The sequence below is a fragment of the Bartonella sp. CL63NXGY genome (assembly GCF_042194905.1).
Lineage (GTDB): Bacteria > Pseudomonadota > Alphaproteobacteria > Rhizobiales > Rhizobiaceae > Bartonella.
This window is the reverse complement of the sequence record NZ_JBHINK010000004.1, coordinates 104,523-130,842: the sequence shown is the minus strand read 5'-3', so window position 1 is coordinate 130,842 and position 26,320 is coordinate 104,523. Positions and strand designations below refer to the sequence as shown.

General features: G+C 35.9%; 28 protein-coding genes and 1 tRNA gene. 13 read left to right on the top strand and 16 right to left on the bottom strand.

The genetic code is table 11. From position 1 onward, the window contains the following. From ACFIK0_RS03715 to ACFIK0_RS03705, 3 genes are all read right to left on the bottom strand, one after another. Complete coding sequence (locus ACFIK0_RS03715; RefSeq protein WP_375663513.1) at positions 1-399, bottom strand: hypothetical protein; 399 nt, start codon at positions 397-399, stop codon at positions 1-3. 188 nt (positions 400-587) lie between these two features. Beyond that, on the bottom strand, positions 588-953 hold the full coding sequence (locus ACFIK0_RS03710) for a hypothetical protein (RefSeq protein WP_208431513.1): 366 nt from the start codon (positions 951-953) through the stop codon (positions 588-590). A 99-nt stretch (positions 954-1,052) separates the two neighbouring features. Next, the gene (locus ACFIK0_RS03705) at positions 1,053-1,304 is read right to left on the bottom strand and encodes a helix-turn-helix transcriptional regulator (protein WP_375663512.1); all 252 of its coding nucleotides are present in this window, start codon (positions 1,302-1,304) and stop codon (positions 1,053-1,055) included. Positions 1,305-1,413: 109 nt separating this feature from the next. Between ACFIK0_RS03705 and ACFIK0_RS03700 the strand changes: the two genes are divergently transcribed. The 9 genes from ACFIK0_RS03700 (at position 1,414) to ACFIK0_RS03660 (ending at position 7,125) form a co-directional block, all read left to right on the top strand. Then, on the top strand, positions 1,414-2,031 hold the full coding sequence (locus ACFIK0_RS03700; protein ID WP_375638755.1) for a S24 family peptidase: 618 nt from the start codon (positions 1,414-1,416) through the stop codon (positions 2,029-2,031). 156 nt (positions 2,032-2,187) lie between these two features. Next, on the top strand, positions 2,188-2,562 hold the full coding sequence (locus tag ACFIK0_RS03695) for a hypothetical protein (RefSeq protein WP_375663511.1): 375 nt from the start codon (positions 2,188-2,190) through the stop codon (positions 2,560-2,562). Between the two features lie 65 nt (positions 2,563-2,627). After that, the gene (locus ACFIK0_RS03690; protein WP_375657641.1) at positions 2,628-3,062 is read left to right on the top strand and encodes an antA/AntB antirepressor family protein; all 435 of its coding nucleotides are present in this window, start codon (positions 2,628-2,630) and stop codon (positions 3,060-3,062) included. Beyond that, positions 3,055-3,798 carry a Rha family transcriptional regulator gene (locus ACFIK0_RS03685; protein WP_375663510.1) on the top strand — a complete coding sequence of 248 codons (744 nt, stop codon included), beginning with the start codon at positions 3,055-3,057 and terminating at the stop codon, positions 3,796-3,798. Before ACFIK0_RS03690 ends, ACFIK0_RS03685 begins: the two co-directional genes overlap by 8 nt. A 363-nt stretch (positions 3,799-4,161) precedes the next feature. Further along, the gene (locus ACFIK0_RS03680; protein ID WP_375630457.1) at positions 4,162-4,689 is read left to right on the top strand and encodes an antA/AntB antirepressor family protein; all 528 of its coding nucleotides are present in this window, start codon (positions 4,162-4,164) and stop codon (positions 4,687-4,689) included. Positions 4,690-4,843: 154 nt separating this feature from the next. Continuing rightward, entirely contained in the window at positions 4,844-5,656 is an 813-nt protein-coding gene (locus ACFIK0_RS03675; RefSeq protein WP_375663509.1) for an ERF family protein, read from the top strand. A gap of 1 nt (position 5,657) precedes the next feature. Then, a complete protein-coding gene (locus ACFIK0_RS03670) occupies positions 5,658-6,281 on the top strand; it encodes a lambda exonuclease family protein (protein ID WP_375663508.1) in 624 nt (207 codons plus the stop codon). Positions 6,282-6,337: 56 nt separating this feature from the next. After that, a complete protein-coding gene (locus tag ACFIK0_RS03665; protein WP_375663507.1) occupies positions 6,338-6,826 on the top strand; it encodes a DUF488 family protein in 489 nt (162 codons plus the stop codon). Between the two features lie 95 nt (positions 6,827-6,921). Further along, positions 6,922-7,125, top strand: a complete 204-nt coding sequence (locus ACFIK0_RS03660; RefSeq protein WP_005865986.1) for an AlpA family transcriptional regulator — start codon at positions 6,922-6,924, stop codon at positions 7,123-7,125. A 99-nt stretch (positions 7,126-7,224) separates the two neighbouring features. Here the strand turns inward: ACFIK0_RS03660 and ACFIK0_RS03655 are convergent. The 4 genes from ACFIK0_RS03655 to ACFIK0_RS03640 all read right to left on the bottom strand — a co-directional run bounded on the left by ACFIK0_RS03655 (position 7,225) and on the right by ACFIK0_RS03640 (position 10,489). Continuing rightward, positions 7,225-7,300, bottom strand: a tRNA-Thr gene (locus tag ACFIK0_RS03655). 203 nt (positions 7,301-7,503) lie between these two features. After that, a complete protein-coding gene (accC, locus tag ACFIK0_RS03650; protein ID WP_375657794.1) occupies positions 7,504-8,862 on the bottom strand; it encodes an acetyl-CoA carboxylase biotin carboxylase subunit in 1,359 nt (452 codons plus the stop codon). Between the two features lie 14 nt (positions 8,863-8,876). Further along, the gene (gene accB / locus ACFIK0_RS03645; RefSeq protein ID WP_375663506.1) at positions 8,877-9,374 is read right to left on the bottom strand and encodes an acetyl-CoA carboxylase biotin carboxyl carrier protein; all 498 of its coding nucleotides are present in this window, start codon (positions 9,372-9,374) and stop codon (positions 8,877-8,879) included. Between the two features lie 242 nt (positions 9,375-9,616). Next, the gene (locus ACFIK0_RS03640) at positions 9,617-10,489 is read right to left on the bottom strand and encodes a DsbA family protein (protein WP_273791009.1); all 873 of its coding nucleotides are present in this window, start codon (positions 10,487-10,489) and stop codon (positions 9,617-9,619) included. A gap of 343 nt (positions 10,490-10,832) precedes the next feature. Between ACFIK0_RS03640 and glpD the strand changes: the two genes are divergently transcribed. From glpD to cobT, 3 genes are all read left to right on the top strand, one after another. Then, positions 10,833-12,362 carry a glycerol-3-phosphate dehydrogenase gene (glpD, locus tag ACFIK0_RS03635; RefSeq protein ID WP_375631110.1) on the top strand — a complete coding sequence of 510 codons (1,530 nt, stop codon included), beginning with the start codon at positions 10,833-10,835 and terminating at the stop codon, positions 12,360-12,362. Positions 12,363-13,063: 701 nt separating this feature from the next. After that, on the top strand, positions 13,064-14,044 hold the full coding sequence (dusA, locus tag ACFIK0_RS03630; RefSeq protein ID WP_375663505.1) for a tRNA dihydrouridine(20/20a) synthase DusA: 981 nt from the start codon (positions 13,064-13,066) through the stop codon (positions 14,042-14,044). A 391-nt stretch (positions 14,045-14,435) separates the two neighbouring features. Next, positions 14,436-15,443, top strand: coding sequence for a nicotinate-nucleotide--dimethylbenzimidazole phosphoribosyltransferase (cobT, locus tag ACFIK0_RS03625; protein WP_375637612.1), 1,008 nt, complete (start codon positions 14,436-14,438; stop codon positions 15,441-15,443). A gap of 26 nt (positions 15,444-15,469) precedes the next feature. On the opposite strand, the gene ACFIK0_RS03620 is transcribed toward cobT, so the two are convergent. From ACFIK0_RS03620 to topA, 7 genes are all read right to left on the bottom strand, one after another. Next, positions 15,470-15,961: an Lrp/AsnC family transcriptional regulator gene (locus ACFIK0_RS03620; protein WP_015856433.1), complete on the bottom strand. Its 492-nt coding sequence runs from the start codon at positions 15,959-15,961 to the stop codon at positions 15,470-15,472. A 21-nt stretch (positions 15,962-15,982) separates the two neighbouring features. After that, positions 15,983-16,612 carry a uracil-DNA glycosylase family protein gene (locus ACFIK0_RS03615; RefSeq protein WP_375637613.1) on the bottom strand — a complete coding sequence of 210 codons (630 nt, stop codon included), beginning with the start codon at positions 16,610-16,612 and terminating at the stop codon, positions 15,983-15,985. A gap of 28 nt (positions 16,613-16,640) precedes the next feature. Continuing rightward, positions 16,641-17,204 carry a thermonuclease family protein gene (locus tag ACFIK0_RS03610; protein ID WP_375611942.1) on the bottom strand — a complete coding sequence of 188 codons (564 nt, stop codon included), beginning with the start codon at positions 17,202-17,204 and terminating at the stop codon, positions 16,641-16,643. A 331-nt stretch (positions 17,205-17,535) separates the two neighbouring features. Then, positions 17,536-17,703: a 50S ribosomal protein L33 gene (gene rpmG / locus ACFIK0_RS03605; protein ID WP_004864083.1), complete on the bottom strand. Its 168-nt coding sequence runs from the start codon at positions 17,701-17,703 to the stop codon at positions 17,536-17,538. 102 nt (positions 17,704-17,805) lie between these two features. After that, positions 17,806-18,978 carry an MFS transporter gene (locus tag ACFIK0_RS03600; RefSeq protein ID WP_375663504.1) on the bottom strand — a complete coding sequence of 391 codons (1,173 nt, stop codon included), beginning with the start codon at positions 18,976-18,978 and terminating at the stop codon, positions 17,806-17,808. Between the two features lie 266 nt (positions 18,979-19,244). Continuing rightward, entirely contained in the window at positions 19,245-21,521 is a 2,277-nt protein-coding gene (gene rnr, locus ACFIK0_RS03595; protein ID WP_375663503.1) for a ribonuclease R, read from the bottom strand. Positions 21,522-21,524: 3 nt separating this feature from the next. Then, on the bottom strand, positions 21,525-24,098 hold the full coding sequence (gene topA / locus ACFIK0_RS03590; protein WP_375663502.1) for a type I DNA topoisomerase: 2,574 nt from the start codon (positions 24,096-24,098) through the stop codon (positions 21,525-21,527). 261 nt (positions 24,099-24,359) lie between these two features. On the opposite strand from topA, the gene ACFIK0_RS03585 reads away from it, so the two are divergent. Continuing rightward, complete coding sequence (locus ACFIK0_RS03585) at positions 24,360-24,566, top strand: hypothetical protein (protein ID WP_005773510.1); 207 nt, start codon at positions 24,360-24,362, stop codon at positions 24,564-24,566. Here ACFIK0_RS03585 and dprA read toward each other — a convergent pair. Next, on the bottom strand, positions 24,496-25,728 hold the full coding sequence (gene dprA, locus ACFIK0_RS03580; RefSeq protein WP_375663501.1) for a DNA-processing protein DprA: 1,233 nt from the start codon (positions 25,726-25,728) through the stop codon (positions 24,496-24,498). The two genes, ACFIK0_RS03585 and dprA, sit on opposite strands and share 71 nt — an antisense overlap. Further along, a complete protein-coding gene (gene plsY, locus ACFIK0_RS03575; RefSeq protein ID WP_273791019.1) occupies positions 25,685-26,317 on the bottom strand; it encodes a glycerol-3-phosphate 1-O-acyltransferase PlsY in 633 nt (210 codons plus the stop codon). Before plsY ends, dprA begins: the two co-directional genes overlap by 44 nt. Between the last annotated feature and the right edge of the window lie 3 nt (positions 26,318-26,320).

The following is a 26,320-nucleotide window of genomic DNA, read 5'->3' as shown; positions in this document are numbered from 1 at the left end:
TCAATTCAGACGCACACTACACGCACCATTTATTAATTTGATTTCTTCTTCTCTTTTTTTGATGAGGTCATCCCTTAAGAAGCCAAGATTACTTTCGACTAAAGCTGTAAACAAAAGTAGCTTACTTAAGCGATAAAAAGATGATAACTCTTGAGAAAAATGATTATCAAACCAAGCAGTAAAAGCTTGCGTAAACACAGATGAAAACCATTGATTAAAATCATCGTACGGCAATAACGGAAAATAATTTCTATCATCACGCGCAAAGATACTATGTAGCATACAAACAATAAAACCTGTTGATGGGGGCTTCATGCTTGTTTCAAGACATGCATCTTGAGGCGAACGGACACCATAATATATGTCTTCCCGTCCAATCTTATTAACAAGATCAATCAACTGAACTTTGCTTATGGAGATTTGTGGGACATCTATCATCTCTGATCTTTCTTTTTAAGAGTCTAAATGCTGCTGTTGTGACAGGGCGCGTTGTGATTGCCTGTCTTGCAAAAATGTTTTTGAAAAAGGAACCTCGCAATGATTCATTGTTAATTAACAATCCTCATTTTTGGCTCAAATGACGCAAGTTAAAAAACTTCTCCTGCAAAAATAAAATCGATCAATCTCGGTTCTTCTTTTTTGTTGATTAACTCAGTGATTTTATTGTTTAATTCATCAATAACTTTCATCTGTGAAGCTAACTTTAGCCTTTGGCTGTATAGCGTTTCATTTTTTTGCTTAATTAAAGAGGATAGGTTTTCAAGTACTACTTGCTGTTGTTCAATTGACTTATCTCGCTCTGCAAGAGTTGCTTCATGCCATCTCATCCAATTATCAAATTGTGACTTATGCCATTCTTCTTGTTTTGCAAGAACTTTTGTATGAGTTCTATGTCGTTTTATAAGATCTTCTATGCTACAATCACGATCCGGTATTTGTATAAATTCTTTCACAAACTTATCTCCATTCTCAATTTTCGTATTACAACCTATTAATCTACAAATCCGTGTGTAGAGTTTCTTCAATATTCCGTTTCTCATGATCTTTCTTCTTTAAGAGTGTGAAGGCTGCTGTTGCTGTTCGTTACTATCTGTAGGAGCAGCAATAAAAGCAGAACTAGAGCTAGAACTATCCTTCAACTTTTGCAGCTTGAGATAATTTATTACGGAGATAGATCCTCTTTTTTCCCACTTGCAAACAGCTGCTTGAGTTACACCAAGCATTTTCGCCATTTCTGATTGAGTCCAATTAAATTTGCCCCGTATTGACTTAGTCAAATTCTTAAAATCTTCTCGTTGATCCATTTACAAGCTCCAATTACAGCTCTGCCTTATTTTATTCATATAATTATAGTTATATAAAGTCAATGAAAATTATCTTTATCAACGATAAAAAAATAAGGTAAGCAGAAGTATGAGTAATAAATCTAATATCATAAGCACATTAAAAAAGATTTTGACCGAATTTAACTTAACGCAAGAAGATGTAGCCAAACGGCTAAACGTAACACAAGCTTCAGTGTCTAAGTGGTTAAAAGATTCTGATCCACGCGGCTCTAATCGAGATGCCATTTTAGAATTATATAAAGAACTAAAAGGGGACAATCACTTAATAACTTTTGTTCCTCTTATGGGGTATATTGGAGCAGGAACACAGATAGATCCAAGTTTTGAACAAATCCCTGAAGATGGTCTTGAACAAGTAGAAATTCCTTTTGCTTTACCTGATGATATGGTTGCTTTTGAAGTTAAAGGAGATTCTATGATACCAGCCTATAAAGATGGAGATATGGTTATCGTAAGACGGCGCCAAATTAAAACAATAGAATCCTTTTTTGGCAAAGAAGCCGTTATTTTAACACATGATAATAAAAGATATATAAAGCAGATTAGCAGGGGAATGAATGGTGAAATAGATCTGCTTTCTTGGAATGCCTTACCTATTAAGAATGTTAAAATTGTGTGGGTTGGAGAGATATTTGCTATTTTGCCAATAAGTTCTTACAGCAAGATGATTCGGACTTATCGCTAATTATCCTCCCCTCTTATTCAGCAAGATATTATAATATTTTTTATAAAAATATAACTTTTTATAATTTTTTGCTTGCTATTTTATAATTATAGTTATATAAGTAATTATATAAACCACGCACAAACAATCGCCAAGAGGCGTTAGGGAGGAAAAATTATGGATAAGCCAATTCTTATAAATTCCAATGAAATTTTATTAGTTGCCTACGATAAAGATCAACACATTGCAGAGTCTGGACCACTTGATGCAAGCCAAGTTCTAAAAATTATTGACGAGGCAGATGATGCAATCCAAATCTTTCGCATCAATCCTTCTGAGAATAATTGTGAAGATATCTCTGAAGAAATTGCAGAAGCATATGTAAAAGAAAATATCGAACATCTCCATGAGGATAGTGAGGTTCATGACTTTGTACGCGAAAGTGATGCTTACCAAGAACTTTTAGACGAGATCGCAGACGAAAAATATAATGATGAGATTTACGGTACTTACGAACAACAACACCGTTTGCGTGCATGTGATGTGCTTTAAATTCTGAAGGGCGCTTTTAAAAACGCCCCCTTTCATTCATCAATCCCATCAACATGAGGTTCGTAATGGAAAAGCTTCTTGCTACTCAATACAATATTATTCAGCATCAAAAGGTTCAAACTATTAGCGCTCGTGATTTATATACCTTTTTAGAGGTAAAAACCGAGTTTAGAAAGTGGATAACAAACTGTATTAAAGAACTTAGCTTTAGAGAAGATGTCGACTTTGTACTTTCTACTAAAGAATTATCAAACTCCTCACGTGGAAATCCTTTTAAAGATTATGCTCTCACTTTAGACACAGCAAAACACATTGCCATTTGTGAACCTGGTCTCAAAGGTAAACAAGTGCGTGAATATTTTCTGAAATGCGAAAAAAAAGCAAATTCAAAAATCGATTATTCAAATCCTGAAACATTAGAAGATTTCTTAAGACATCTAAGACAGCAAATTAAGCACAATGACAATGTTGTCACAACGAACGGAGTGAAGCATGCATAATTTTATCACAACATCTGAAAGAAATTTTCAAAACACAACAGTTCAAACGATGTCTAGTCGTGAAATTGCAGAATTGTGTAGTAAACAACATAAACACGTTATGCGTGATATTAAGCAAATGCTTGAAGAGCTGCACTCTAAAAGTACTGAGCCCAAATTTGGGCTGAGTGAATTTGTAGGTTTTTACAAAGATTCAACTGGTCGCACTCTCCCTTGTTATAACCTCCCCAAACGTGAATGCTTAATTCTCGTATCTGGTTACAGCACTGCCTTACGAGCAAAAATAATTGATCGGTGGCAAGAATTGGAAAAGCAAGCAGTAATACCACAAATCGACTACTCAAGCCCTCAAGTTATGCTTGGTGTTTTAACGTATCTCAAAAATGAAAATGAACAAAAAGATAACATTATTGCAAATTTAAAACCAAAGGCAATGGCTCTTGAAAGCTTACAGCGCCATGATGGACTCTTTGGTCTTACAGAAGCCGCTAAAATACTCGAGATGCAACCAAAACAATTCATTCAATTTTTACAAGAAAAAGGTTGGGTTTACAGACGTGCAGCAGGTGGAAATTTGCTACCGTATCAAGACAAAATCCAAAAGAAACTTATGGATTGTCCAACCATCACACTTCAAACCGCAAGTGGAATAGAAAAAGTCATTCCTTGCGCAAAAATCACAGCAAAAGGAATTGGTGTGCTGTCTCAAGAGCTTAAAAGACAAACCATGCATTAATTAAGGAATGCAATAATGAAAAAGAAATACGAATTTACTGATAAAATCGATATGATTTATTTGCGTCAATTTTCAAAATTTTTAATTGACAAAATAATATCAGTATGTCTATTGTCGAATCAGGTGCTTGAAAAACACCTTAAATGCATAGCGGATGAATTGCCGAAACAGTTTATTTTCTGCACATTAAAGGCTTTGACTCGTTGTATGTTACACGCATATAATGATCTTGTCGGGTGTAGTTACGCTATACAATACTCTTTATGGGGAAAGCGTAACGACGGACTATGCACCGTGTTTTTCAGCACCCGGCATCCTTTATTGGATGTCAATGAAAAACATCTAACTGCATAGGAGTTCATTATGAACACTCTTATTAAAATTACAGAACAAACAATTGATCAGGAAACAGTTCAAACCGTTAATGCGCGTGACTTGCATACATTTTTGGAAAGCAAACAAGATTTCTCTACTTGGATAAAAAAACGCATCATTGCTTATTCTTTTCTTGAAAGGCAAGATTTTATTCGCTTCCACAAAAAAATGGAAGCGAACAATGCTATAGCAGTAGAATATCATCTCACCTTAGATATGGCGAAAGAGCTTTCCATGGTTGAACGTAATAAGAAAGGACGACAGGCACGTCGTTACTTTATTGAGTGTGAGAAAAAACTAAGAAACCAATCTGTTGATTATGATCGTGATACACGCTTTGATTTGCCAAGCTATTGGGAGGGAATGAACGCTGGTGAAAAAGTTTTATATCTTTTAGGTCCAATTCATGTGCGTCTTCTTGATGCCTTCAGAGTAGATGAAGAAAACAGAAAATATAAAGCTCTCATTAAAGAAGCAAAACAAGTCTTAGAAAGATCTGTCGTAAAAGCTGCTTAGTTTAAAATATGATTTCATTTCCTCGTCTTTTTAGACGGGGAGGTGGTCAATATCACACAGTCTCTAGAAACAGGATTGTAACAACCAAACAACTTTTAAACACAAGCGTGATTCACGCCACGGGGGAATTGCGCTCAAATAGGAGGAAATCAAGATGAGTGAACTAAGTACCACACAAACGGAATTAGTGAAAAAAACGAACGATTGTGAAATCAAACCTACAGTTATGGAGCTTATTTTAGAAAGAGCTTTAGAAAATGATGTCGATATGGATCGTCTCAAGCGTCTTCTTGAATTGCGAGAACAAGAGATAAAACGACAAGAGCGCCAAAACTTTGTCCGTGATCTTTCTGCTATGCAAATGGAATACAAAGATATCGAACAAAACGCCATTAATACACATACTAAAAGCCTCTATACAACGCTTGATAAATATATTGATGCAATCAAAGAACCTCTTGCAAAACATCACTTTGCTTTGTTCTCTCGTATCAAAGAGCAGAGTTCAAATGACATAACTGTAGAAATGACTTTAAAGCATATATCGGGCAATGAAATATCAACAGAAGGAACATTTCCTTTTGACGCTACAGGGAGCAAAAATAACATACAAGCGGTTGGTTCTACTCTCACCTACGCACGGAGATATCTCTTAGGCATGCTTCTTAATGTTGCAAGAAAAGAAGACGATACAGATGGAATAACACTTCTTGCGGGTATCTCTCCTAAACAGATGAATGAAATCAAAGAATTAATTAAAAAAACACAATCTGAAGAAAGTAAGCTTATCTCTTTCGTAGGAGCAAAAAATCTAACAGATATGTCTTATAAACAAGCTCAAATCGCTTTGTTTTCTTTGAAAAAAAAGCAACGAAAGCAAATGAATAAAGCACAACAAGAGCAATTAGATGCACCTATACAAGATGCCGATATAGAAACGCCACACGAACAGGGAACGGCGGTGTGAGATGGAACAAAGAACAGCAGAATGGTTTCAAGCGCGCTTGGGTAAAGTCACTGCTTCAAACGTTTACAACGTACTCAGTAAGACAGCAAAAGGTTTGCCTACAAGCAAATATGAAGACTACAAAACGAAACTCATGGCAGAACGCTTAATAGAGGAAATAAACCAATCTTATACAACACCTGCTATGCAATGGGGCATTAAACATGAAGAAGATGCCTTAAGAGAATATGAATTCATTTATGACGCAGAAGTCACAAGATGCGGGTTTATCCCACACCCAAAAATGGAAATGGCGGGGGCTAGTCCTGATGGGTTGATTGGAGAGGACGGTTTAATCGAAGTCAAATGTCCACAATCAACCACGCATTTGCGCTTTTTTATTTATGACGAAATCAAACCAGAATATCACGCACAGATGCAATTCCAAATGGCTTGTACAGGACGCAAATGGTGTGATTTCATGAGCTATAATCCAAACTTTGTAGGCAAATCTACTGGTTTGAGAATGAAAATCAAACGCGTCAACCGCGATGAGAAACACATTGAAGAGATTAATAAAGCGGTCGAAATCTTTTTAGGGGAAATAGAACAAGAGATGCAAAAGATTTTGACAAAAGCTGCTTAAACCTATGGGGGTGCTCTCCTCCCAGCACCCCCACCCATTTACTAAGGAAATTAAACGTGTGTAACACCAAACATATTATCATACAGCCTGCTAAAGATGAGGAATTTTGTTTTTTTACCATTGGCTATGAAGGTAGGTCCCTTGAGAATTATCTTAGTTGTCTCATAGAAAACAATATCAAAACTTTATGTGATGTTCGTAAAAATCCAATAAGTAGAAAACACGGATTTTCAAAAAGACAATTAGAGCAAGCTGTAAGCAACATTGATATTGAATATATGCATATGCCTGAACTTGGAATTGCCTCTGAAAAACGAAGAAATTTGAAAACACAAAAAGATTATGACCGCCTTTTTAAAAATTATCGAAATACAACTCTCAAGAATAATTCTTGTGCAATAAACAAATTATATCAAATGTTTTTAAACAAAAAGCGCGTTGCAATCACCTGTTTTGAAGCCAATGTATGCATGTGTCATAGAGGACAACTCGCATTAGCTCTTACTCAATTGCCTGATTGGGAATATGAAATTAAGCACATCTAAAAAATAAACTTGCAAATTTTTAAAAGTTGGAGTGCTTCACATGCCTTCCAGCCCCCCACCCATTTAATTAACATAAAAAAGAGAAAGGTAATGAGATGATATTTGATGATGGAGATAGATATGTAACGACACGTGAGTGTGCACAGCTTTTTAGTGTATCCACAACAACGATTCGCAATTGGGTGCTTCAGGGGTTGTTTCCGGAGCCATATAAGCTAGGGAGAGCAGTGAGATGGAGAAAAAAAGAGATCTTAGCCTTCACTCCAAAGAAAAATAAGGAGCAAATAAGAACAAATTAGGTAAAATTATATAAACTGTAGAAGGTGGTCTAAAAGGTGGTCTGAAAATAGCTATTTAAAGAAAAAAACTATATATTTCAATATGTTTAAGAAATAAAATGGTGCCCCCAGAGAGACTCGAACTCCCGACCCCCTGATTACAAATCAGGTGCTCTACCAACTGAGCTATAAGGGCGTAACCATGTAGGGATTAGCACAAACTCACAAAAAGGAAAACAGAAAATTATCAAATTTTGTGCATATTAAGTGAAAACTATATAATAAATAAAAATAACTAACTTATTTCCTCTTTTACTACTTTTTACAGCAAGGTTGGCACTATCCTTATGTTGATATCTTATAGAATCTTTTATAAGAATGCACTATTTTGCTATCAAATTACGAATCTGAAGACTTTGATTGATGAGAAAGGTATTTTTCAAGCCAGTGAATATTATAATTACCATCAGCAACATCTTGATTATTAATAAGATCGCGAAAAAGAGGTAGTGTAGTTTTTATCCCATCGACGACAAATTCATCTAAAGCACGCCGTAAACGCATCATACATTCTAAACGGGTACGTCCATGAACAATCAGCTTTCCAATCATGCTATCATAGTAAGGAGGGATACGATAACCTGAATAAGCGCCTGAATCAACACGAATCCCTAAACCTCCAGGTGTATGAAAATGTGTAATGGTTCCAGGTGATGGCGTAAAGTTAATAGGATCTTCTGCATTAATACGGCATTCAATGGCATGACCAGAAAAACAGACTTCATCTTGTGTCACTGAAAGCTTACAGCCTGATGCAATATGGATTTGTTCATGGACTAAATCTATACCTGTAATTGCTTCAGTTACAGGATGTTCTACTTGTAAACGTGTATTCATTTCAATAAAATAAAATTCGCCATTTTCATAAAGAAATTCAATAGTACCAGCTCCACGATATCCAAGTTTGGCACAGGCATTTGCAACAATACTTCCAATTTTTTTCCGTTCTGTTTCATTAAGTGCAGGTGATGTAGCTTCTTCCCATACTTTTTGATGCCGTCGTTGAAGTGAACAATCGCGTTCTCCTAAATGAATAGCATTTCCCGCACCATCACCTATGACTTGAATTTCAATATGACGGGGTTTTTCTAAATATTTTTCTATGTAAACAGCGTCATCACCAAAAGCAGCTTTCGCTTCTGAACGTGTCGTTTTGAGAGCTATAGAAAATTCTTGTTCAGAATGAACAACCTTCATACCACGTCCACCACCACCGGCAGAAGCTTTGATAATAACTGGATAACCAATTTCACGAGCAGTGCGTAAAGCATCTGATTCTTCAGTGACGGCCCCATCTGAACCGGGAACTACAGGAATACCAAGTTTTTTGGCGGTTTTCTTTGCTTCGATTTTATCGCCCATGATTCGGATATGAGTAGCTGTTGGACCGATGAATGTAATATCATGAGCTTCTAGAACATCCGCAAATTTTGCATTTTCAGAAAGAAAGCCATAACCTGGATGAACAGCATCAGCTCCTGTAATTTCACAAGCAGCAATAATTTGCTGAATACTCAAATAAGAATCGCGAGCGGGAGGAGGTCCAATACAAACACTTTCGTCAGCAAGACGAACATGCATTGCATCTGCATCAGCGGTAGAGTGAACAGCCACGGTTTTTATGCCAAGTTCTTTACATGCACGTAAAACGCGAAGAGCAATTTCTCCCCGATTAGCAATGAGGATTTTTCGAATCATGGTTGCCCCTCGTTTTATTCAACAATAATAAGTGGTTCACCAAATTCAACAGGTTGACCATCTTTGACAAGAACAGTGGTTACTGTGCCTGAGCGTGGTGATGAAATTTGATTCATTGTTTTCATGGCTTCAATAATAAGTAATGTCTCCCCTTCAGAAACATTTTGTCCTACTTCTACAAAAGGTTGCGCGCCTGGTGAAGGTGCAAGATAAGCTGTTCCAACCATGGGAGAGGTTATTGTGTTTTTTGATTTATCTTCTTGGATAGATTGTATAGGAGATTCAGCTGTTGGAACTGGAGAAGATGTTACAGAAAAAGTAGGAGTAGAAACAGGAGCATAGATTGCTTGCTCAGAAGAAATTAAGGTATTTTGGCGTGAGACACAAATACGAAGCTCCCCCTGTTCAACTTCAATGTTCGTTAAATTTGTATCATTCAAAATTTCAGCAAGATCACGAATAATTTTCGTATCAATTGCGGTTTTTGCCGAATCCATTTTTTTTGTTGTCATTTTATTTCTAACTCCTTGATCAATGAAGATCGTCATTATCTCATTTTATGACCGAATATCTCTAGATTAGGGATGACATCTTTTGAGGCTTTAAAGATTTTTATTTCCTTTAAATTATTATACTTTGCAATTTAAAACTCGTATCTGCTTTACGCAAAATTGCACTTATAAGCCTGTTGTCAAAAAAGAGAAAGCATAAAATTACCTCATTTACAGTATTCTTTCTAAAACGGATCAGGAATTCACTGTGTATTGTCTATCGCTTGTTTTAGAATATCTTGTTTGGCTGCGCCAATGAATATTTTATTACCAATGATGTAAGAAGGTGTTCCCGTAATATGAAGTGTAGAGGCAATTTGAATATTTTCTTTAAAAGCGTTTTGCAGAGTGGGATCTTTTATTGCATTACGTAGTTTTTTTTCATCTGCTCCTAATGAAACAGCTACTTTAATAGCTTTAGCTTCATTTGCACGACCCTGATACATTAAAAGCGTTTTGTGAAACTGAGGATATTTCTCTGGAAATTGTTTTCGAAATGCGTAGGCAACAGTATGGGCTGCCATAGAATCAGAGCTTAAAATTGGTAAATCCTTGATAATAACCTTTAAATCTGGATATTCTTTTATCAAGTCTTCTATATTTGAATAGGAAATTTTACAATATCCACAGTTGTAATCAAAAAAATTGACAAGCACTCTTTTACCATTTGGGTTTCCCAAAACAGCGTCATGAGGAGAATGAAAAATTTCTTTTTCTAATAAATGAATGACAGAAGTTTGTTTTTGGTTTTCGTATTCATTCTGTTTTTCCAGCTTATCTTGAAGAATAAGCTGCATTTCAATCATAATTTCTGGATGAGTAAGAAGGTACTCTCTGACAATTTGTTGAATATGATGAGAATCAGTATGTGGTATCATTTTTTCTTTAAGCTTAGATAAAAAGCTAGAATCTTCCAAAAGTTGTGTTTTAAGCTTTTCTAAGCTTAAATTATTTGCTGTTTTTGAGTGTGATGTTGCGTTTGATAAAGAAGGTAAAAAGATTAAAATACTCGACATAACTGGGACTAAAATTTTTGAAAGAAGTGTTATTTTCGAGTTTTGAGAGTGATAATTCATCTGTATACCTTCACATTTTCTAGGGTGTCATTGAGTGAACTATAGGAAAAGCGCTCTCTATGTGCAATAAGCATTTAGCTATAGTGTGTCTTTAAGAATGAGAAAAAACATCAATTTTTCTCTAAAAAGATTTCATATGATGAACCTTGGTTTGGCAAGGATTATGTTTTGTAAAAGATAAAAAAAATCTCTTTAATTTGTCAAATGTTGTTTTGATGTATAAGGGTATCAAAAGCTTTTTGTGCGTGTTTATTTTAGGAAAAAGTACGTTGATAATACAATGAAGAACACTTGTATTATTTTTTCCTGTTGCTTTATTGAGTACTGAGAAAAAAATTAAATAATGAAAAGTGAAATTATGAAAACCACAACACATTATGAGCTGTTTATCATTGGGGGAGGGATAAACGGGTGTGGATTGGCAAGAGATGCAGCAGGACGCGGTTTTAAAGTGGGATTGGCTGAAATGAACGATCTTGCATCTGGGACCTCAAGTGCGTCAACAAAGCTTATTCATGGTGGGCTTCGTTATCTTGAACACTATGAGTTCAAACTTGTTCGTGAAGCATTGAAAGAACGCGAGATCATTTTACGCATGGCTCCACATATTGTGCGTCCTTTGCGTTTTCTCCTTCCTTATCATAAAGAATTGCGCCCTGCTTGGATGTTGCGTTTTGGACTTTTTATTTATGATTATTTAGGGAATTGGAATCAGAAATTGTGGCGCAGTAAAACGATTAATTTTTCACAAAAATTTTGCTCTACACTGAAGAAAGAATATCAGAGAGGTTTTGAATATTCTGATGCAAGAGTAGATGATGCGCGTTTAGTTATTGGCAATGCGCGTGATGCAGAAAAGAGGGGAGCTGATATAAAAGTACGAACAGAAGTTCTCTCTTTAAAAAAAGAAGACAATAAATGGCGTATCTTTCTTCAAGACAAGTTAAGTAGCAAAGAATATAGTGTCACAGCTTCTTATGTCGCGAATATGACAGGACCTTGGATTGATCATGTTTTGGCAAGCATATTAGATTGTAAAGAACATCCACCAGTACGGCTTGTTAGAGGTTCTCATATTTTGGTTCCCAAGCTTTATACTCATGATCGTGCTTATATTTTTCAAAATGGTGATGGGCGTATTATATTTGCTATTCCGTATCAAGAAGAGTTTACCTTGCTTGGAACAACAGATTGTAATTATCAAGGAGATCCGGCTGACGTTCATATTACTGAGACAGAAATTGATTATATTTGTGCAGCAGCCAGTGAATATTTCATACAACCAGTGTTGCCTGAAACGATTGTCTGGTCTTACTCTGGAGTTCGTCCACTCTATGATGATGGAGCTTCAAAAGCACAAGAAATTACGCGCGATTATGTTTTAAAAGAAATGGGAACAGGAACAACACCAAAGATTCTTAATCTTTATGGTGGAAAGATTACAACTTATCGTAAGTTGGCTGAAGATGCGATGAAATTTGTTGAAAAAGAGCTTGGTAAAAAGGGAGCATCATGGACGGCTAAGGCAGTGCTTCCTGGGGGTGATTTTCCCTATAACAAATTAGATACAATCGAAAATAGGATTGCTCTTTTGATGCCAGATTTAGATGCTTTTACACATCGCAGGCTTGCACGCTCCTACGGTACGGAAGCATTGGTGATCTTTGCACATGGTAAGGCAAATAAAGGAAAAAATTTTGGACATGGGCTTTATGAAGTAGAAGTAAAATGGTTGATGGAAAAAGAATGGGCTAAAGTATGTGAAGATGTGTTATGGCGTCGTTCAAAACTGGGTCTCCTATTTAATGAACAAGAGGTTGGTACTCTTTCTTCCTATATGCAAAGCCAACAAGAGATTGAACAACTTTTATGATCATTTCATTTTACAGATTTTATCTGCAATATTGTAAAATATTTTCCTTAAAGAGATACTGATATCAGTCATAGATATTAAAAAGGCAATGGCTGTCTATACCCTGATTTTAGTTTTTTTTGCAAGAATCATAAAATGGCAAAATTAGATAGAATATTTAGGATGAAATTTGTCTATCTTATAAAGTGAAATTCAAGAATGTTACCAAGAATAACTCATTGAAAAAAAATGATTTATAATTAGATTCATGTGAAATAAGGATTTTTATTCTTTCTTTAGGAGAAGATAAAGATACTTTCTGTAGCATTTATTTGCACAATAAGTTAAAAAAAATCTAAAGAAAATTAAATCTATTATAAAAAATTGTATAATGTGTTAGTTTAGCATTTATTATCTTAAATGCTGTGCTAAATCATGTAAGGATGGAGGCTTGATGAGCGTAAGAAGAACTTGTAAATGAGTTTTTTATATTATGCTGAAAATCTTCTTTTTTCATGTTTATATACCTGAGCACTAATCTATGAGAAATGCAAAATTGTGTTTTATCATGATTGATTGTAGTAAACCTTGATATCAATTGAAAATAATGAACTGTTATTATACTCATGATAGTATAAGAGAATAAAATTTTCCGTAAACTAAAAGTAAGTATTTTTCTATGTATAAAGAGAGAGCTATAGGGACATGAGAGTAATACCCTCATGATATTTTACAACCTTCCATCGACTATAAAATTTGCAGTAGCACCAATGTTGGACTGGACAGACCGACATTGCAGGTTTTTTTATCGTCTTTTAACGAAAAAAGCTCTCCTTTATACGGAAATGATGGTAGCAGATGCTGTCATTCATGGTGTTCGCGAACAATTGTTGGCTTTTAGCGATAAAGAATGTCCAGTTGCATTACAACTAGGGGGGGCTGATCCGAAAAAGTTAGCAGAAGCTGCACGAATTGCTGAGGATTTTGGCTACAACGAAATAAATCTTAATGTCGGGTGCCCATCAAATCGTGTTCAAGCAGGTGTCTTTGGGGCTTGTTTGATGTTACATCCAGACATTGTGGCAAATGCCGTGGAAGCGATGAAACGAGAGGTTACTATACCTGTAACTGTCAAATGTCGGATTGGAGTGGACGAACAAGATGAAGAGTTAGCGTTAGATCTTTTGGCTAATCAGGTTTGGAATGCTGGATGTGATGCGCTCTGGATACATGCACGCAAGGCATGGCTGCAAGGATTGAGTCCGAAAGAAAACCGTAATATTCCGCCCCTTAATTATGAAAGAGTTTACAAATTAAAACGTAAATATCCTCATAAATTCATTGGGATAAATGGTGGAATTAAATCGATTGATGAGATCAAAGAACACTTAACTTTCTGTGATTCTGTCATGGTTGGTCGCCAAGTTTATCATAATCCAGCTTTGTTAAAACATATTGATTTTGAACTCTATGGTGAGACGCAAAATAATCTGAGTGAGAGTGATCTTATTGAGGTTATGTGTGATTATGCAGCTCGACATATTGCATCGGGGGGGCGGCTTTCTCATGTGACACGTCACATGATTGGTTTATTTCATGGGCGGGGTGGGGCACGTCGATGGAGGCAAATATTATCAAATGATGCGACAAAACCAAATGCAGATATATGTATTTTAAAAGAAGCTTTTTATGCTCTCATTTAATAATAGCCTAATAATTAACATATATTAAAGTTGAGATCCTTTGCGTTTGGATGTCTTTGCGATAATTTTGATCTCTTCAATTTTATAAGTTTTTGAAAGTTTATAACTTTTATTATGCATAAGAATTGTTGGAATGTATAATTAAACGGCATGCTGATTATGCCTATTAAATAAAAATAGGTTAAGGGTATCACTGTAAAGGTAATCATAAGATATTAATAACATTTTGAATCTTGCACGTTTGTTATTAGGGTTGAAAATAGAATGTAGAAATTATTGCTTTCATAGTATTTAACATTTTTAAAGCACTGTTAAAAAAACAATAAATTATTCATATCCTGTATATATGACGGGATTTTCATAAACATTGTAGATTTTAAAAGGTATCCTTATGACCGCTAGTCCATTTGATGATTTTCGTGCTTTGCTTACAAATTTACCTGTTGCTGATGAGTTTTCTATAATTTTGGCAAAAAAACGGCAAAAAGACTTAACAAAAGAGCAAGGAACATTAGGAAAACTAGGAGATATTGCTGTTTGGTATGCGGGGTGGAGGGGTACAGAAAAACCTATCGTAACGAGACCTTTGGTCGCTATTTTTTCTGGAAATCATGGTATTGTAGAGGAGAATATTACACCATTTCCACAATCTATGACACAAAAAATGGTAGAAAATTTTGCCTCTGGTGGAGCTGCTATCAATCAAATTTGTATTGCTTATGATCTTGGATTAAAAATATTTGATTTAGCATTAGAATATCCAACAATGAATATTACGAAGGATGCCGCAATGGATGAGCGGAGTGCGGCTGCTACAATGGCATTTGGAATGGAATCCATTGCGGGTGGAACAGATCTTTTATGTATTGGAGAAATGGGAATTGGAAACACAGCAATAGCTTCAGCTTTATGCTTAGCATTGTTTGGAGGGGAAGTGGAAGAATGGACAGGAAATGCTATGGAATCAGAAGGTGATTTTTATCAGCGTAAAATTGCAGCGGTTAAGACAGCTATTTCTTTGCACAAGGATTATTTCAATGATCCTTTTGAGATAATGCGTCGCTTAGGAGGACGTGAAATTGCTGCTATGGTTGGTGCTATTTTAGCAGCAAGAATAGAAAAAATACCCGTTATTTTAGATGGTTTTGTGGCAACAGCAGCTGCAGCGGTCCTTTATAAAATGCATCCAAAAGCTCTTGATCATACCCTTGTTGGACATGTTTCTTCTGAGACAGCTCATCGTAAACTTTTAAAAAAAATTGGCAAAGAACCACTTCTAGATTTGGGGATGCGTCTTGGTGAAGGGACAGGAGCAGCTATGGCAGCTGGTATTGTCAAAGCTGCTGTTTTAACACATGCACAAATGGTCGTTTTTCAACAAGAAAGTTTGAATGCCTAAAAGATCATGAGACGGATATAAAAATCTTAAGAGTTTTGTTCATGCGTCTTGTCGTGTAATTTAATATAATTAAGTGGAAGTTCCGTTGTATATTTAATCTGTTCCATTGCGAAAGAAGATGAGACATCACGGATATCAATTTTAGAAATTAATTTTTTATAAAAAAGATCATAAGCTTCAATGTTGGGCACAACAACACGCAATAAATAGTCAATATCTCCACTCATTCGATAAAATTCAATGACTTCACGGAATTCTTGCACAATTTTTGAAAAACGCTTAAACCATTCATGACTATGTGTGTTTGTGCGAATAGACACAAAAACAGTGACGTGTGCGTTTACTTTTTCAGGAGAAAGAACAGCAACACGACGCTGAATGACGCCATCTTCTTCAAGTTTTTGAATTCTACGCCAGCAAGGAGTGGTCGAAAGTCCCACTTTTTTAGCAATATCAGCAACAGAAAGTGTCGCATTTTCTTGCAAAAGATGTAAAATTTTTCGGTCAAGACGATCCATATTTATTCTCAATATTTTAATTTATAAAAATTTACGCACTAAACAACGCAGATATACAATAAGCTCATCATTAAACCATGGATTTTTCTGTAACCAAGAAGTATTTCGCCATGATGGATGAGGCAAAGGCATAACATTATAGCCTCGAGGTTGGGGAATGGAAAGAATATTTCTCCAATCACCAACAGTTGCAGAAACGGTTTTATATTTTAATTCTGTAATGTGCCACTTTTGCGCATAACTGCCAATAGCAAGAACAAGCTTTATTTGAGGCATCGCTTGAAATATCTTTTCATGCCATATTTCTCGACATTCACGTCTTGGTGGTAAATCAGCTTTATTTTTGTCATAGCCTGGAAAACAAAATCCCATAGGAACAATAGCAAAAAGAGATCTATTATAAAATTCTTCTTTCGTGACACCCAGCCAATTACGCAATTTTTCGCCAGAACGATCATTAAAAGGGATAGAAGTTTCATGGACACGCAACCCTGGTGCTTGGCCTGCAATTGCAATCGAAGCGGTATCGGATAAATAAACGACAGGGTTTGGTTCATGAGGAAGAGGAGGAAAATAATGGGGTTGTTGGACGCAAACACGACAGGAATAGATCTCTTTTTCAAGTTTGATAATTTGGCTACATTGTTTCATTGGTAAATAAAATTAAAAAATATTTTTCTTATTCTGTGCGAGGATTTGCTTTGCGCCATTCTTTTGGTCGTTGAAAACTTGATGCCCATATTCCTTTCTTTTTCTTTCTAGCTTCTTGCTCTTCTTTAGGATATTCATAATAATTTACAGCCCAACCATTATGTACAAGTGTTGCGTTGATATTGCTAACTTGTTTTGTTTTACATGTTGCAAGAATACGGCGATATTTATCTGTTTTTTGCCAGTGACATGTAACAGTTTGATTTTTTAATAGTTTTTCTAAATATTTCTTTGCCTCAAGCCCACAAGGGTAGCGTGCTTCTTTTTTTCCACAAAATTGGTGGAGTTCAGGAGCATCAATTCCAGCTAGTCGAATCTTAATTGAAGAAATCATAATGGTATCGCCATCAATGATTAATGCATTTCCTTCAACAGTGTTTTGAGAAGAAAATTTTTCTTTTTGAGGCAACAGCTGAGTTTTCTTAAAATAAGTTGACATAATGATAAGAATGCTAGCAGCGACAAAAATACTGAAACCGATAACTTTTAGATTAAAGCTTCTTAGATTAAAATGAGAAAAAGATTTTTTCATGAAATAAAGAAACTGCTAACATTATTATAACTCTATTTTAGTATTGTTTATAATTGACCCGAGAAACTTTATTCATATGACGAAACAGTGTTTCGTTTTAATGACAAAATTTTCATTAGATATCACAATAATCAAATACTCATACAGAATATATGTAAGCAACTTAAATAATAAATCAACTTATCCAAATCCGTACAAAACATACAAAGTTTAAAGTAAACTTTTTAAACTTAAGGAAATAAAAAAACACCCCTCAAAAAATAACTTTGAAGAGCAATACTCCCACATTTCTTTTGGAGTATAAAATCTATCAATTTAATAATAATTTTATTTATTTAATTTTTGTTTCTTTAAATTCAACGTGCTTTTTTACAACTGGATCATATTTACGCTTGCTCATTTTATCTGTCATTGTACGGCTGTTTTTCTTTGTTACATAGAAAAAACCAGTATCTGCAGTTGATAAAAGCTTGATCTTAATGGTTGCTGCTTTAGCCATAATGTAAATACCCTATTTATACTGAAAAAATATTATTTCTGTCAAAACTTATTTCCGACATCATCAGATTTTCCGGCAACACTACGGATGTTCTCAAAAAAGTCAAGAGCTGATTAATTTTCTCATAAGTTGGACAAACACCAAAATGACATATAAACCGAAAAAAACAGCCATGGCTATTGAAAAACCAAAGTGTTTAAAGATATCCATGGATTTTCCGATAAAGGTCGGTCCGATAAGCATACCAATTCCATAACAAAAAATAAAAGCAGAATTAGCAGCAGCAAGCTCTTGCCCCTTGAGACGGGCTCCTAAATGTGCAAGACTAATTGTATAAAGGCTCGCTGATACACCACCCAGAAAAAACAAATCAAGCATCAGAATCCATGGATATTGAAGAATCCATGGTACTATAAAAGTTCCTATAAAACCTAAAATAGCGCAACTCATCAGCGGGTAGCGTCGATCTTTGGCGTAGTCGCTTATAATGCTGATAGGAATTAAGAGGAAAATATTCCCAAGTGCAAGGGTTGCCATAAAATGTGCTGCTTCATTCTCATTATAACCAATGGATAAACTAAAGGGTATTATAAGAGTTAATACGCCCATTTGAATGGCCCCGTAAACAAGGACCGCCATCATTGCACTTGGAACGTGAAAAAGATAACGAAAAAATGGCATATATTGATTTTTTTGAAATTCTGGACTTAATTTCCAAGCGGTAAGAATTGGTATAGTAGCAAGTATAATAAGGCTATATCCAACAGCAAAAGGAATAAATCCTTGTGTTCCCACTTTTGCTAGCAGCGTTAGACCTATTATAAACCCTAATCCTAAGACAATAGCATAAATAGAAAGGATCAAACCGCGTTTTTTGGGGGGAGCATAACTGTTGATCCAAAACTCTGATAGGATAAACATAACTGTCATGCTGAAATGTAATATAAACTTTAAAATAAACCAAATCCATATGGGATCAAAAAAATAGAATCCTAAAAAACTTAAAGATCCTATCGCCATCATAAGCAATATTGTTTGAGCGATTCCTAAGCATAAGGCAATTCGAGACGTAAAAATAGCTGCAATAATTGTGGCGATTCCACCAACTGTTCCACTATAGCCGATTGTACTGTTGGAAAGTCCTTTCTCTGCCATAAGAAGAGAGACAAGTTGTGTTCCCATTGCCAATGCTGTTCCAACAGTGCCAATGGTTGCAATAGCGGCAATAATTGCACGCAAAGAATTATTTTGAGAGTCAAAAGGTTTTTTTTTCATGAGAATGGCTTAAGGTACTCTTGTTTATTTAAACAATGAAAAGATGAGCTGAAATGAAAGGGAGCCAAAACTATCCTTTGCAGTTTCTCTCATTTTCTAAGTATAAAAAACTGCAAGATTTTTATATGGTTATTATAGACTTAACAATAAAATTTATTCTCTTTTATACTAAAGAAAGAAGATTGTACATATAAATATTATATAATATAAGTCATTTCTTAAATTGAATTTATTATTCATATTATATTCAATGGAGGGCAAGAAGCTTAATTTTTTCTTTTCCCATAAAAAGTATACTTTTGTTTTTTTAATTTGTTTTTATGGTAGGATGTCGGTGAAAATTTTATTGGACGAGGTTTTGTTAACAGTTCAAAGCATAAAGCGCCAGCAAAAGGTTGTACCGTTATAAGTTTTACTTCTACAACATCACTGAGCTGATAGCCTTTATGGCTACGCTGTCCTACAAGAACATGTTGTGCTTCATCAAAATGATAATAATCATTTTTAAGTGTAGAAATATGGACAAAACCATCTGTATTGAGTTTATCAAGTGAGATAAAAAGACCTGCTTTTGTAACTCCGGAAATGCGGCCTGTAAAAATACGACCGATTTTATTCGTTAAATAGTGAGCAACAAGCCGATCAATCGTTTCTCTTTCAGCCATCATTGCACGGCGTTCGTATAAAGAAACTTGCGTAGCAATTTCTGCAAGATTTTGTTCTTGTGTATCTGTTAATTGATCATTTCCTAATTTGAGAGCTTTAATGAGTGCTCGATGAATAATGAGATCAGCATAACGACGGATTGGTGATGTAAAATGTGTATAGTTCTGCAAATTCAAACCAAAATGGCCACTATTTTTAGGGTTGTACTCTGCTTGTGATTGTGAACGCAAAATAACTTGATTGACTAGTTCTTGTTGTTGAGTATGAGCGACCTTTTCTAAAATTCTATTAAGGCGCGCTGAGGTAAGTTCGCTTCCGCGGGAGAGTGGTATCCCCAAACTTTGAAGAAAGCTCCGAAGTATTTCTTGCTTAGCAAGAGAAGGTTTTTCATGAATACGATAAATGAGCGGCTGGTGATGTTGTTTTAATGTTTCAGAAGCTGCAATATTAGCTTGTATCATAAACTCTTCAATTAAACGATGCGCTTCTAATTGTGTTTCACTCACAGCATCTTTTATGCATCCATTTTGATCAAGAATAATCTTTTTTTCTGCAATTTCTAATTCTAGTGGTTGGCGACGATTTCTCGCAGCTTTAAGGCATGCATAGGCTTCCCATAAGGGGTGCAAAATGCTCTCAAAAAGAGGGGTTATTTTTTCATTTATATTACCTTCAATTGCCAATTGTACTTCTTGATAAGAAAGTTTGGCTCTTACACGAATCATAGTACGATGAAAACTATGTTTTCGTTTATTACCGTTTGCATCAAAAATCATACGAACGGCTAAAGCTGGTCTTTCTTTTCCTTCACGCAGAGAACATAAATCATGAGAAAGGCGTTCAGGTAACATTGGCACAACGGTATCGGGAAAATAAACAGAATTTCCACGTTTCAATGCTTCTTTATCTAAAGCGCTTCCTGTTTTGATATAATAAGAAACATCTGCAATGGCTACAATAATAATCCAACCATCATTATTTGCTGGATCCTTATCCTTGGTTGCATAAACTGCATCATCATGGTCTTTTGCATCTGGTGGATCAATTGTAATAAAGGGTAATTGTCGCCAATCTTCACGATTATCCATATTGGCAGCTTTGATATGTTTGGCTTGCTCAAGAACACTTTCAGGAAAAATATAAGGAATTCCTTTCGAAAGAAGCGCTATCATTGAGAGTGTCTTCTCACTCTTAATGTGCCCTAAAACATTCTTTATTTTTGCGCTCTTTAATCCGTAACCAGTATTTTTTTTTATTTCGACTTCAACGAGATCACCAATTTGAATCTTCATTTCTGGAGACATTTCAACAATGAGTTCATTGGTTTTGCGGTCTATAGGATCAAGGCGCCATTGATCATTTTCCAATTTTCGTACAATAGCAAATGCGCTTTTGGGAGATACATCAATTTTACGAATAATTCGTCCCGTATAAGGATGGCTTGAGCTTTCAGAATTTTTATTTCGAAAAACTTTTACAAGAATATGATCTCCAACACCAATATTACTTCCTGTTATGTGATGAAAAGAGTGTATTTCAATATTGGGCTTTGGAGAATCTTCCCATTCAAGAGGTTGTGCAATAAAACTTCCATCTTTATCACGTCCGCTAATTTTTACTAAAGAAACAGGGGGTAATTTTCCTTTGTTTATTGCTCTTTTGTGGTGTTTAGATATGAGATTTTGATCCTTTAACTCACGTAACATATCTCTAAGCCAGATACGAGAATCGCCTTTTAAGTTAAAAGCTTTAGCGATTTCTCGTTTACTTGAGTGGTTAGGATTCTCAATTATAAAGGAAAGGATTGCTTCCTTATTGGGAAAAGTTTTCCCCTTGAATGAAGAGAGATATTTTATGTTTTTTTCACCTTTAGCCAAAATTTATGTCTCTTTTATTTTTGCTTTTGTTTTAGAAGAAGCTCTTTTTGAAGTTGTTTTTTTACTCGATGCTTTAACCGATATAAGTTCTAGTGCCTCTGGAAGTGTTACACTAATGGGATCTTTATCTTTTGGCAATGTTGCATTAATTTTACCCCAATTGACATAAGGACCATAACGCCCGTTGCGCACGGTAATGGTTCCTCCTTCTGGATGCTCTCCTAATGTTGCCAATGCTTCAGGTGTTGTTCTGCTTTGCTTGGTTTTGTTTTCTTGTTGTTCTGCCAATACTGTAACAGCGCGATTGATACCAATATCAAAAACTTCATCTGCATGAAGAAGGCGCGCAGATTTTCCGTTATGGCTAAGATAGGGACCATATCGTCCAATCGTAGCCGTGATTATTTTTCCAGTTTCAGGATGAATGCCAATTTCACGGGGAAGGGATAGTAAAGCCAAGGCTTTATCAAGGGTTACATTTTCTGCCTGCCACTCTTTTGGTAGTCCTGCACGCTTAACTTCTTTGCTTTCACCAAGTTGAATATAGGGTCCAAACCGGCCATTGCGAAGAGAGATATCTTTTCCTGTTTCAGGGTCAATACCAAGTATAACAGGTTCATCATTGCGTACAGCTTCATTATCTTCTCCAGTATCTGTACCAAGTTGGCGTGTGTATTTACATTCGGGATAATTGGAACAGCCAACAAAAGCACCATAACGACCGAGTTTTAATGATAATTGACCATTTTTACAAAGAGGACAGGAACGCACATCACTTCCATCTTCGCGTTCAGGAAAGGCGAGAGGTGCTAATGTTACATTTAAAACATCAAGGACATTGGTTATACGGAGTTCTTGGATATTGCTAATAGATGCATTAAATCCATCCCAAAAATCCCTTAAGACGTCTTTCCAAGAAAGTTTGCCGTCAGATATAAGATCCAGCTTTTCTTCAAGATCTGCTGTGAAACCATATTCTACATAGCGATTAAAGAAATTTTCAAGAAAGGCCGTAACAATACGTCCCTTAGCATCGGGAATAAGCTTTCGTTTATCAATGACAATATATCCACGGTCACACAATGTCGCCAATGTGGAGGCATAAGTCGAAGGACGACCAATTCCTAACTCCTCAAGCTTTTTAATTAATGAAGCTTCAGAATAACGAGAAGGGGGCTCTGTGGTATGTTGTACGGATTCAACTTTTTCTTTTGTAAGTGCTTCACCAGTGTTTATTTGTGGTAAACGTGTTGTTTCATTTTCTTCATTATTTTCTTCGTCTCGTTGATCCGTGTAGACGGAAATAAAGCCATCAAAGCGAATAACAGATCCTGTTGCTCGTAGATTTGCACGGTTTTCTCCTTGCTGTGCTTCAATTTCAACGGTTGTACGTTCAATGTCAGCAGAACGCATTTGGCTGGCAATAACACGCTTCCATATCAGCTCATAGAGCTTTGCTTGATCGCTATCGAGAAAATTACGGACTTGACTAGGATTGCGTTGAAAATCTGTTGGACGGATCGCTTCGTGTGCTTCTTGTGCATTTTTTGCCTTTGTTGAATAAAAACGTGGTTTTTCAGGAATATAGTCTTTACCGAAAGTTTCATGAATAACTTTTCGTGCTGAATCAATAGCTTCTGGTGCTATTTGCACACCATCGGTACGCATATAAGTAATAAGCCCTGCCGTTTCACCATTAATTTCAATGCCTTCATAAAGCTTTTGGGCAATTTGCATAGTGCGAGAAGCTGAAAATCCTAATTTTGAAGAAGCTGCTTGTTGTAGTGTGGAGGTTGTAAATGGAGGAAAAGGATTTCTCTTTGTAGGTTTTGCTTCAACACTGAGTGTATGATATTGGGCTTGCTCCAACATAAGGCGAATTTGGTCTGCTTGTTCTTGAGATTGAATATCAAGCTTGCCTATTTTTCTTTGATTAAACATTGTCAATCTTGCTTGGAAACTATCATTTCGGATGGTTTTTAACTGTGTTGTAATGGACCAATAATCTTCTTTGATAAAATGTTCTATTTCTGATTCACGATCACAAATAATACGCAAAGCAACCGATTGAACGCGTCCTGCTGAACGGGCACCAGGAAGTTTCCGCCATAAAACAGGTGAAAGTGTAAAACCAACGAGATAATCAAGAGCGCGACGTGCAAGATAAGCATCTACAAGTGATGTATCAATATCACGTGGATTGTTCATAGCATCAAGCACAGACTTTTTGGTGATGGCATTGAAGACAACTCTTTTAATAGGTTTATCTTTTAAAACTTTTTTTTGACGGAGAACATCCAGAATATGCCATGAAATAGCTTCCCCTTCACGATCAGGGTCTGTTGCTAATATAAGGCTATCGGCTTCTTTAACGGCTTTTGCTATTTCATTTAAACGTTTAGCGGCAGCAGAATCTATATCCCATTTCATAGAAAAATCTTGATCCGGTAAAACAGAACCATCTTTTGCAGGCAAATCACGAACATGTCCAAATGATGCGACAACTTTGTATTGAGATCCAAGATATTTATTAATTGTTTTTGCTTTTGCTGGAGATTCAACGATAACGATATTCATAATTTTACCCAAATATTGAAATAAAAATTTTTTTATAAACGCCTTTTACGCGAATAGCTAATGCCAATTGCTTAAGAGCACATAAAAAAATATTAGCCATATAAAAAACATGAATATTGTACAACTTATGATTGTCATTATTAGAATACACCCTATATAGAATTACACGATTTATTTTCCACTGTTATTACAAAAACATACGGCGAAATACTAAGACGTCTATTGAGAGGTAGGAGGGGAAATGCTCAAGGATAGAGGATTATGTTTATAAATCATTTAAAAGTTATCCAATATATTACAGACATGTCAAAGCAAATGAATCAGATGGCGCGTCAGGCGCATAGTCCGCTTTTAGCATTGCTTTTGGATATGGTTGCCAAAGAAGGGCAAAGCATTATTAATAGTGCTGAGGCTCTTGGGGAAGATCAAGATTCGACAATGACACACAACCACCAGAGTGTCGAATAAGCTTTCCAGCAAGGTCGAGTTCTACCAACAAGAGGTAGAGAGCTGGGAGTGAAACACCTGAGTGGATACTAAGTGTGTCTAAATCGATTGGCGTTGTTGAAAGAGCGGAGAGAACTGCTGCACGTGCTGCATTGTCATCTGCTAAAGAGAGACCGCTGTTTTTTTCATCTGCTAAATTAAAATTCTCCTTTTCAAGTTGTAAAGAGGATGGTTCCTCAAAAAAATTGAGTTGCGAATTTGGAAGCGGTGAAATTAATGGCGTAAGTGTTTCTATAATGTCAGAAGGATGTGTGGTGAGTAGAGCACCGTCTTTGATAAGATTGTTTGTACCAACAGATCTTGGATCAAGTGGAGAACCGGGAATGGCAAAAATTAACCGTCCCATTTCAGCTGCTTGACGTGCGGTAATTAAGGACCCTGAGCGCAGGGCTGCCTCTACAACCAAGAGACCAAGTGATAGAGCTGCAATAATACGGTTTCTTCTTGGAAAATCGATAGCACGCGGCTTCCAAGAAATGGGCATTTCGCTGATGATGGCTCCACCGTTGGCGATAATATCTTCGTGCAACTTTTTATTTTCAGGAGGATAGATATGATCAATTCCTCCAGCCATGACTGCAACAGTTCCTGTTTTTAAACTTGCTTGATGCGCAACGCTATCAATTCCACGAGCGAGACCAGAAATTGTTACAAAGTCTGCTTCTCCGAGAAAACGCGCAAATTGAGCCGTAAGCTTTTTCCCAGCAGCTGAAGCATTTCGAGAACCTATAATTCCAATAGAAGTTTTTTGAAAAATTGAAATATTACCTTTGATAGCAATAAGCGGCGGAGGGGCTTCTGTAACCTTAAGAAAAGCTGGATAGTCTGGTTCGCCCACACCGATGAACCGAATATCTAATCTTTCAGCTTCTTGCATTTCTTTTTCTGCATCTTCTAAGCTTGCTATTTTTATAGATACAGAACCACCACCTTTTCTACTAAGCTCTGGCAGCGCTGCCAGAGCATTTTCTGCTGTTTTATAATGATCAATGAGATTGCGAAAACTAACAGCTCCAATATTTTCACTGCGCAACAACCGTAACCAGCTTAGACGTTGACGATCAGTAAGCAGGATTCCTTTATTTATCTCCGTGTTGCGTACCAATCTTACTTTCTTCCCCAATTAATAATCTACTGATATTTGCAGAATGTTTTATAAACACAAATACGCTCATCACAATCAGCATACAATAGAAATAAGAAGCGGAAAAATAAAAAACAAATATCGGTGTGATCGTAACAGCAATAAGCGCAGATAATGAAGAATAACGCATGAGAAGAAAAATCGCACTCCATACAATAATAAAAATAATTGCTGCGGGCCAATAGATTCCTAAACAGACCCCTAGATAGGTAGCAACACCTTTGCCACCTTTAAATTTAAGCCATACGGGGAAAAGATGTCCTAAGAAAGTAAAAAAACCCGCTAGAGAAACAAGTATACTATTGTCTAGCGGATTACTAAAAAACTTTATAATCAAAACAACGATAGTTCCTTTTAACATATCACAAAGAAGTGTTAGAGCAGCAAGCTTTTTATTTCCTGTTCGTAAAACATTTGTTGCTCCAATATTGCCGGAACCGATTGTTCTTATATCACCAATTTTGAACAATCTCGTAAAAAGAAGACCAAATGGAATCGAGCCAATGAGATAAGATATGAGGAAAATAAACCATGGAGTGGACTGAAAAAATATTTCTGCTTCATTCATTAA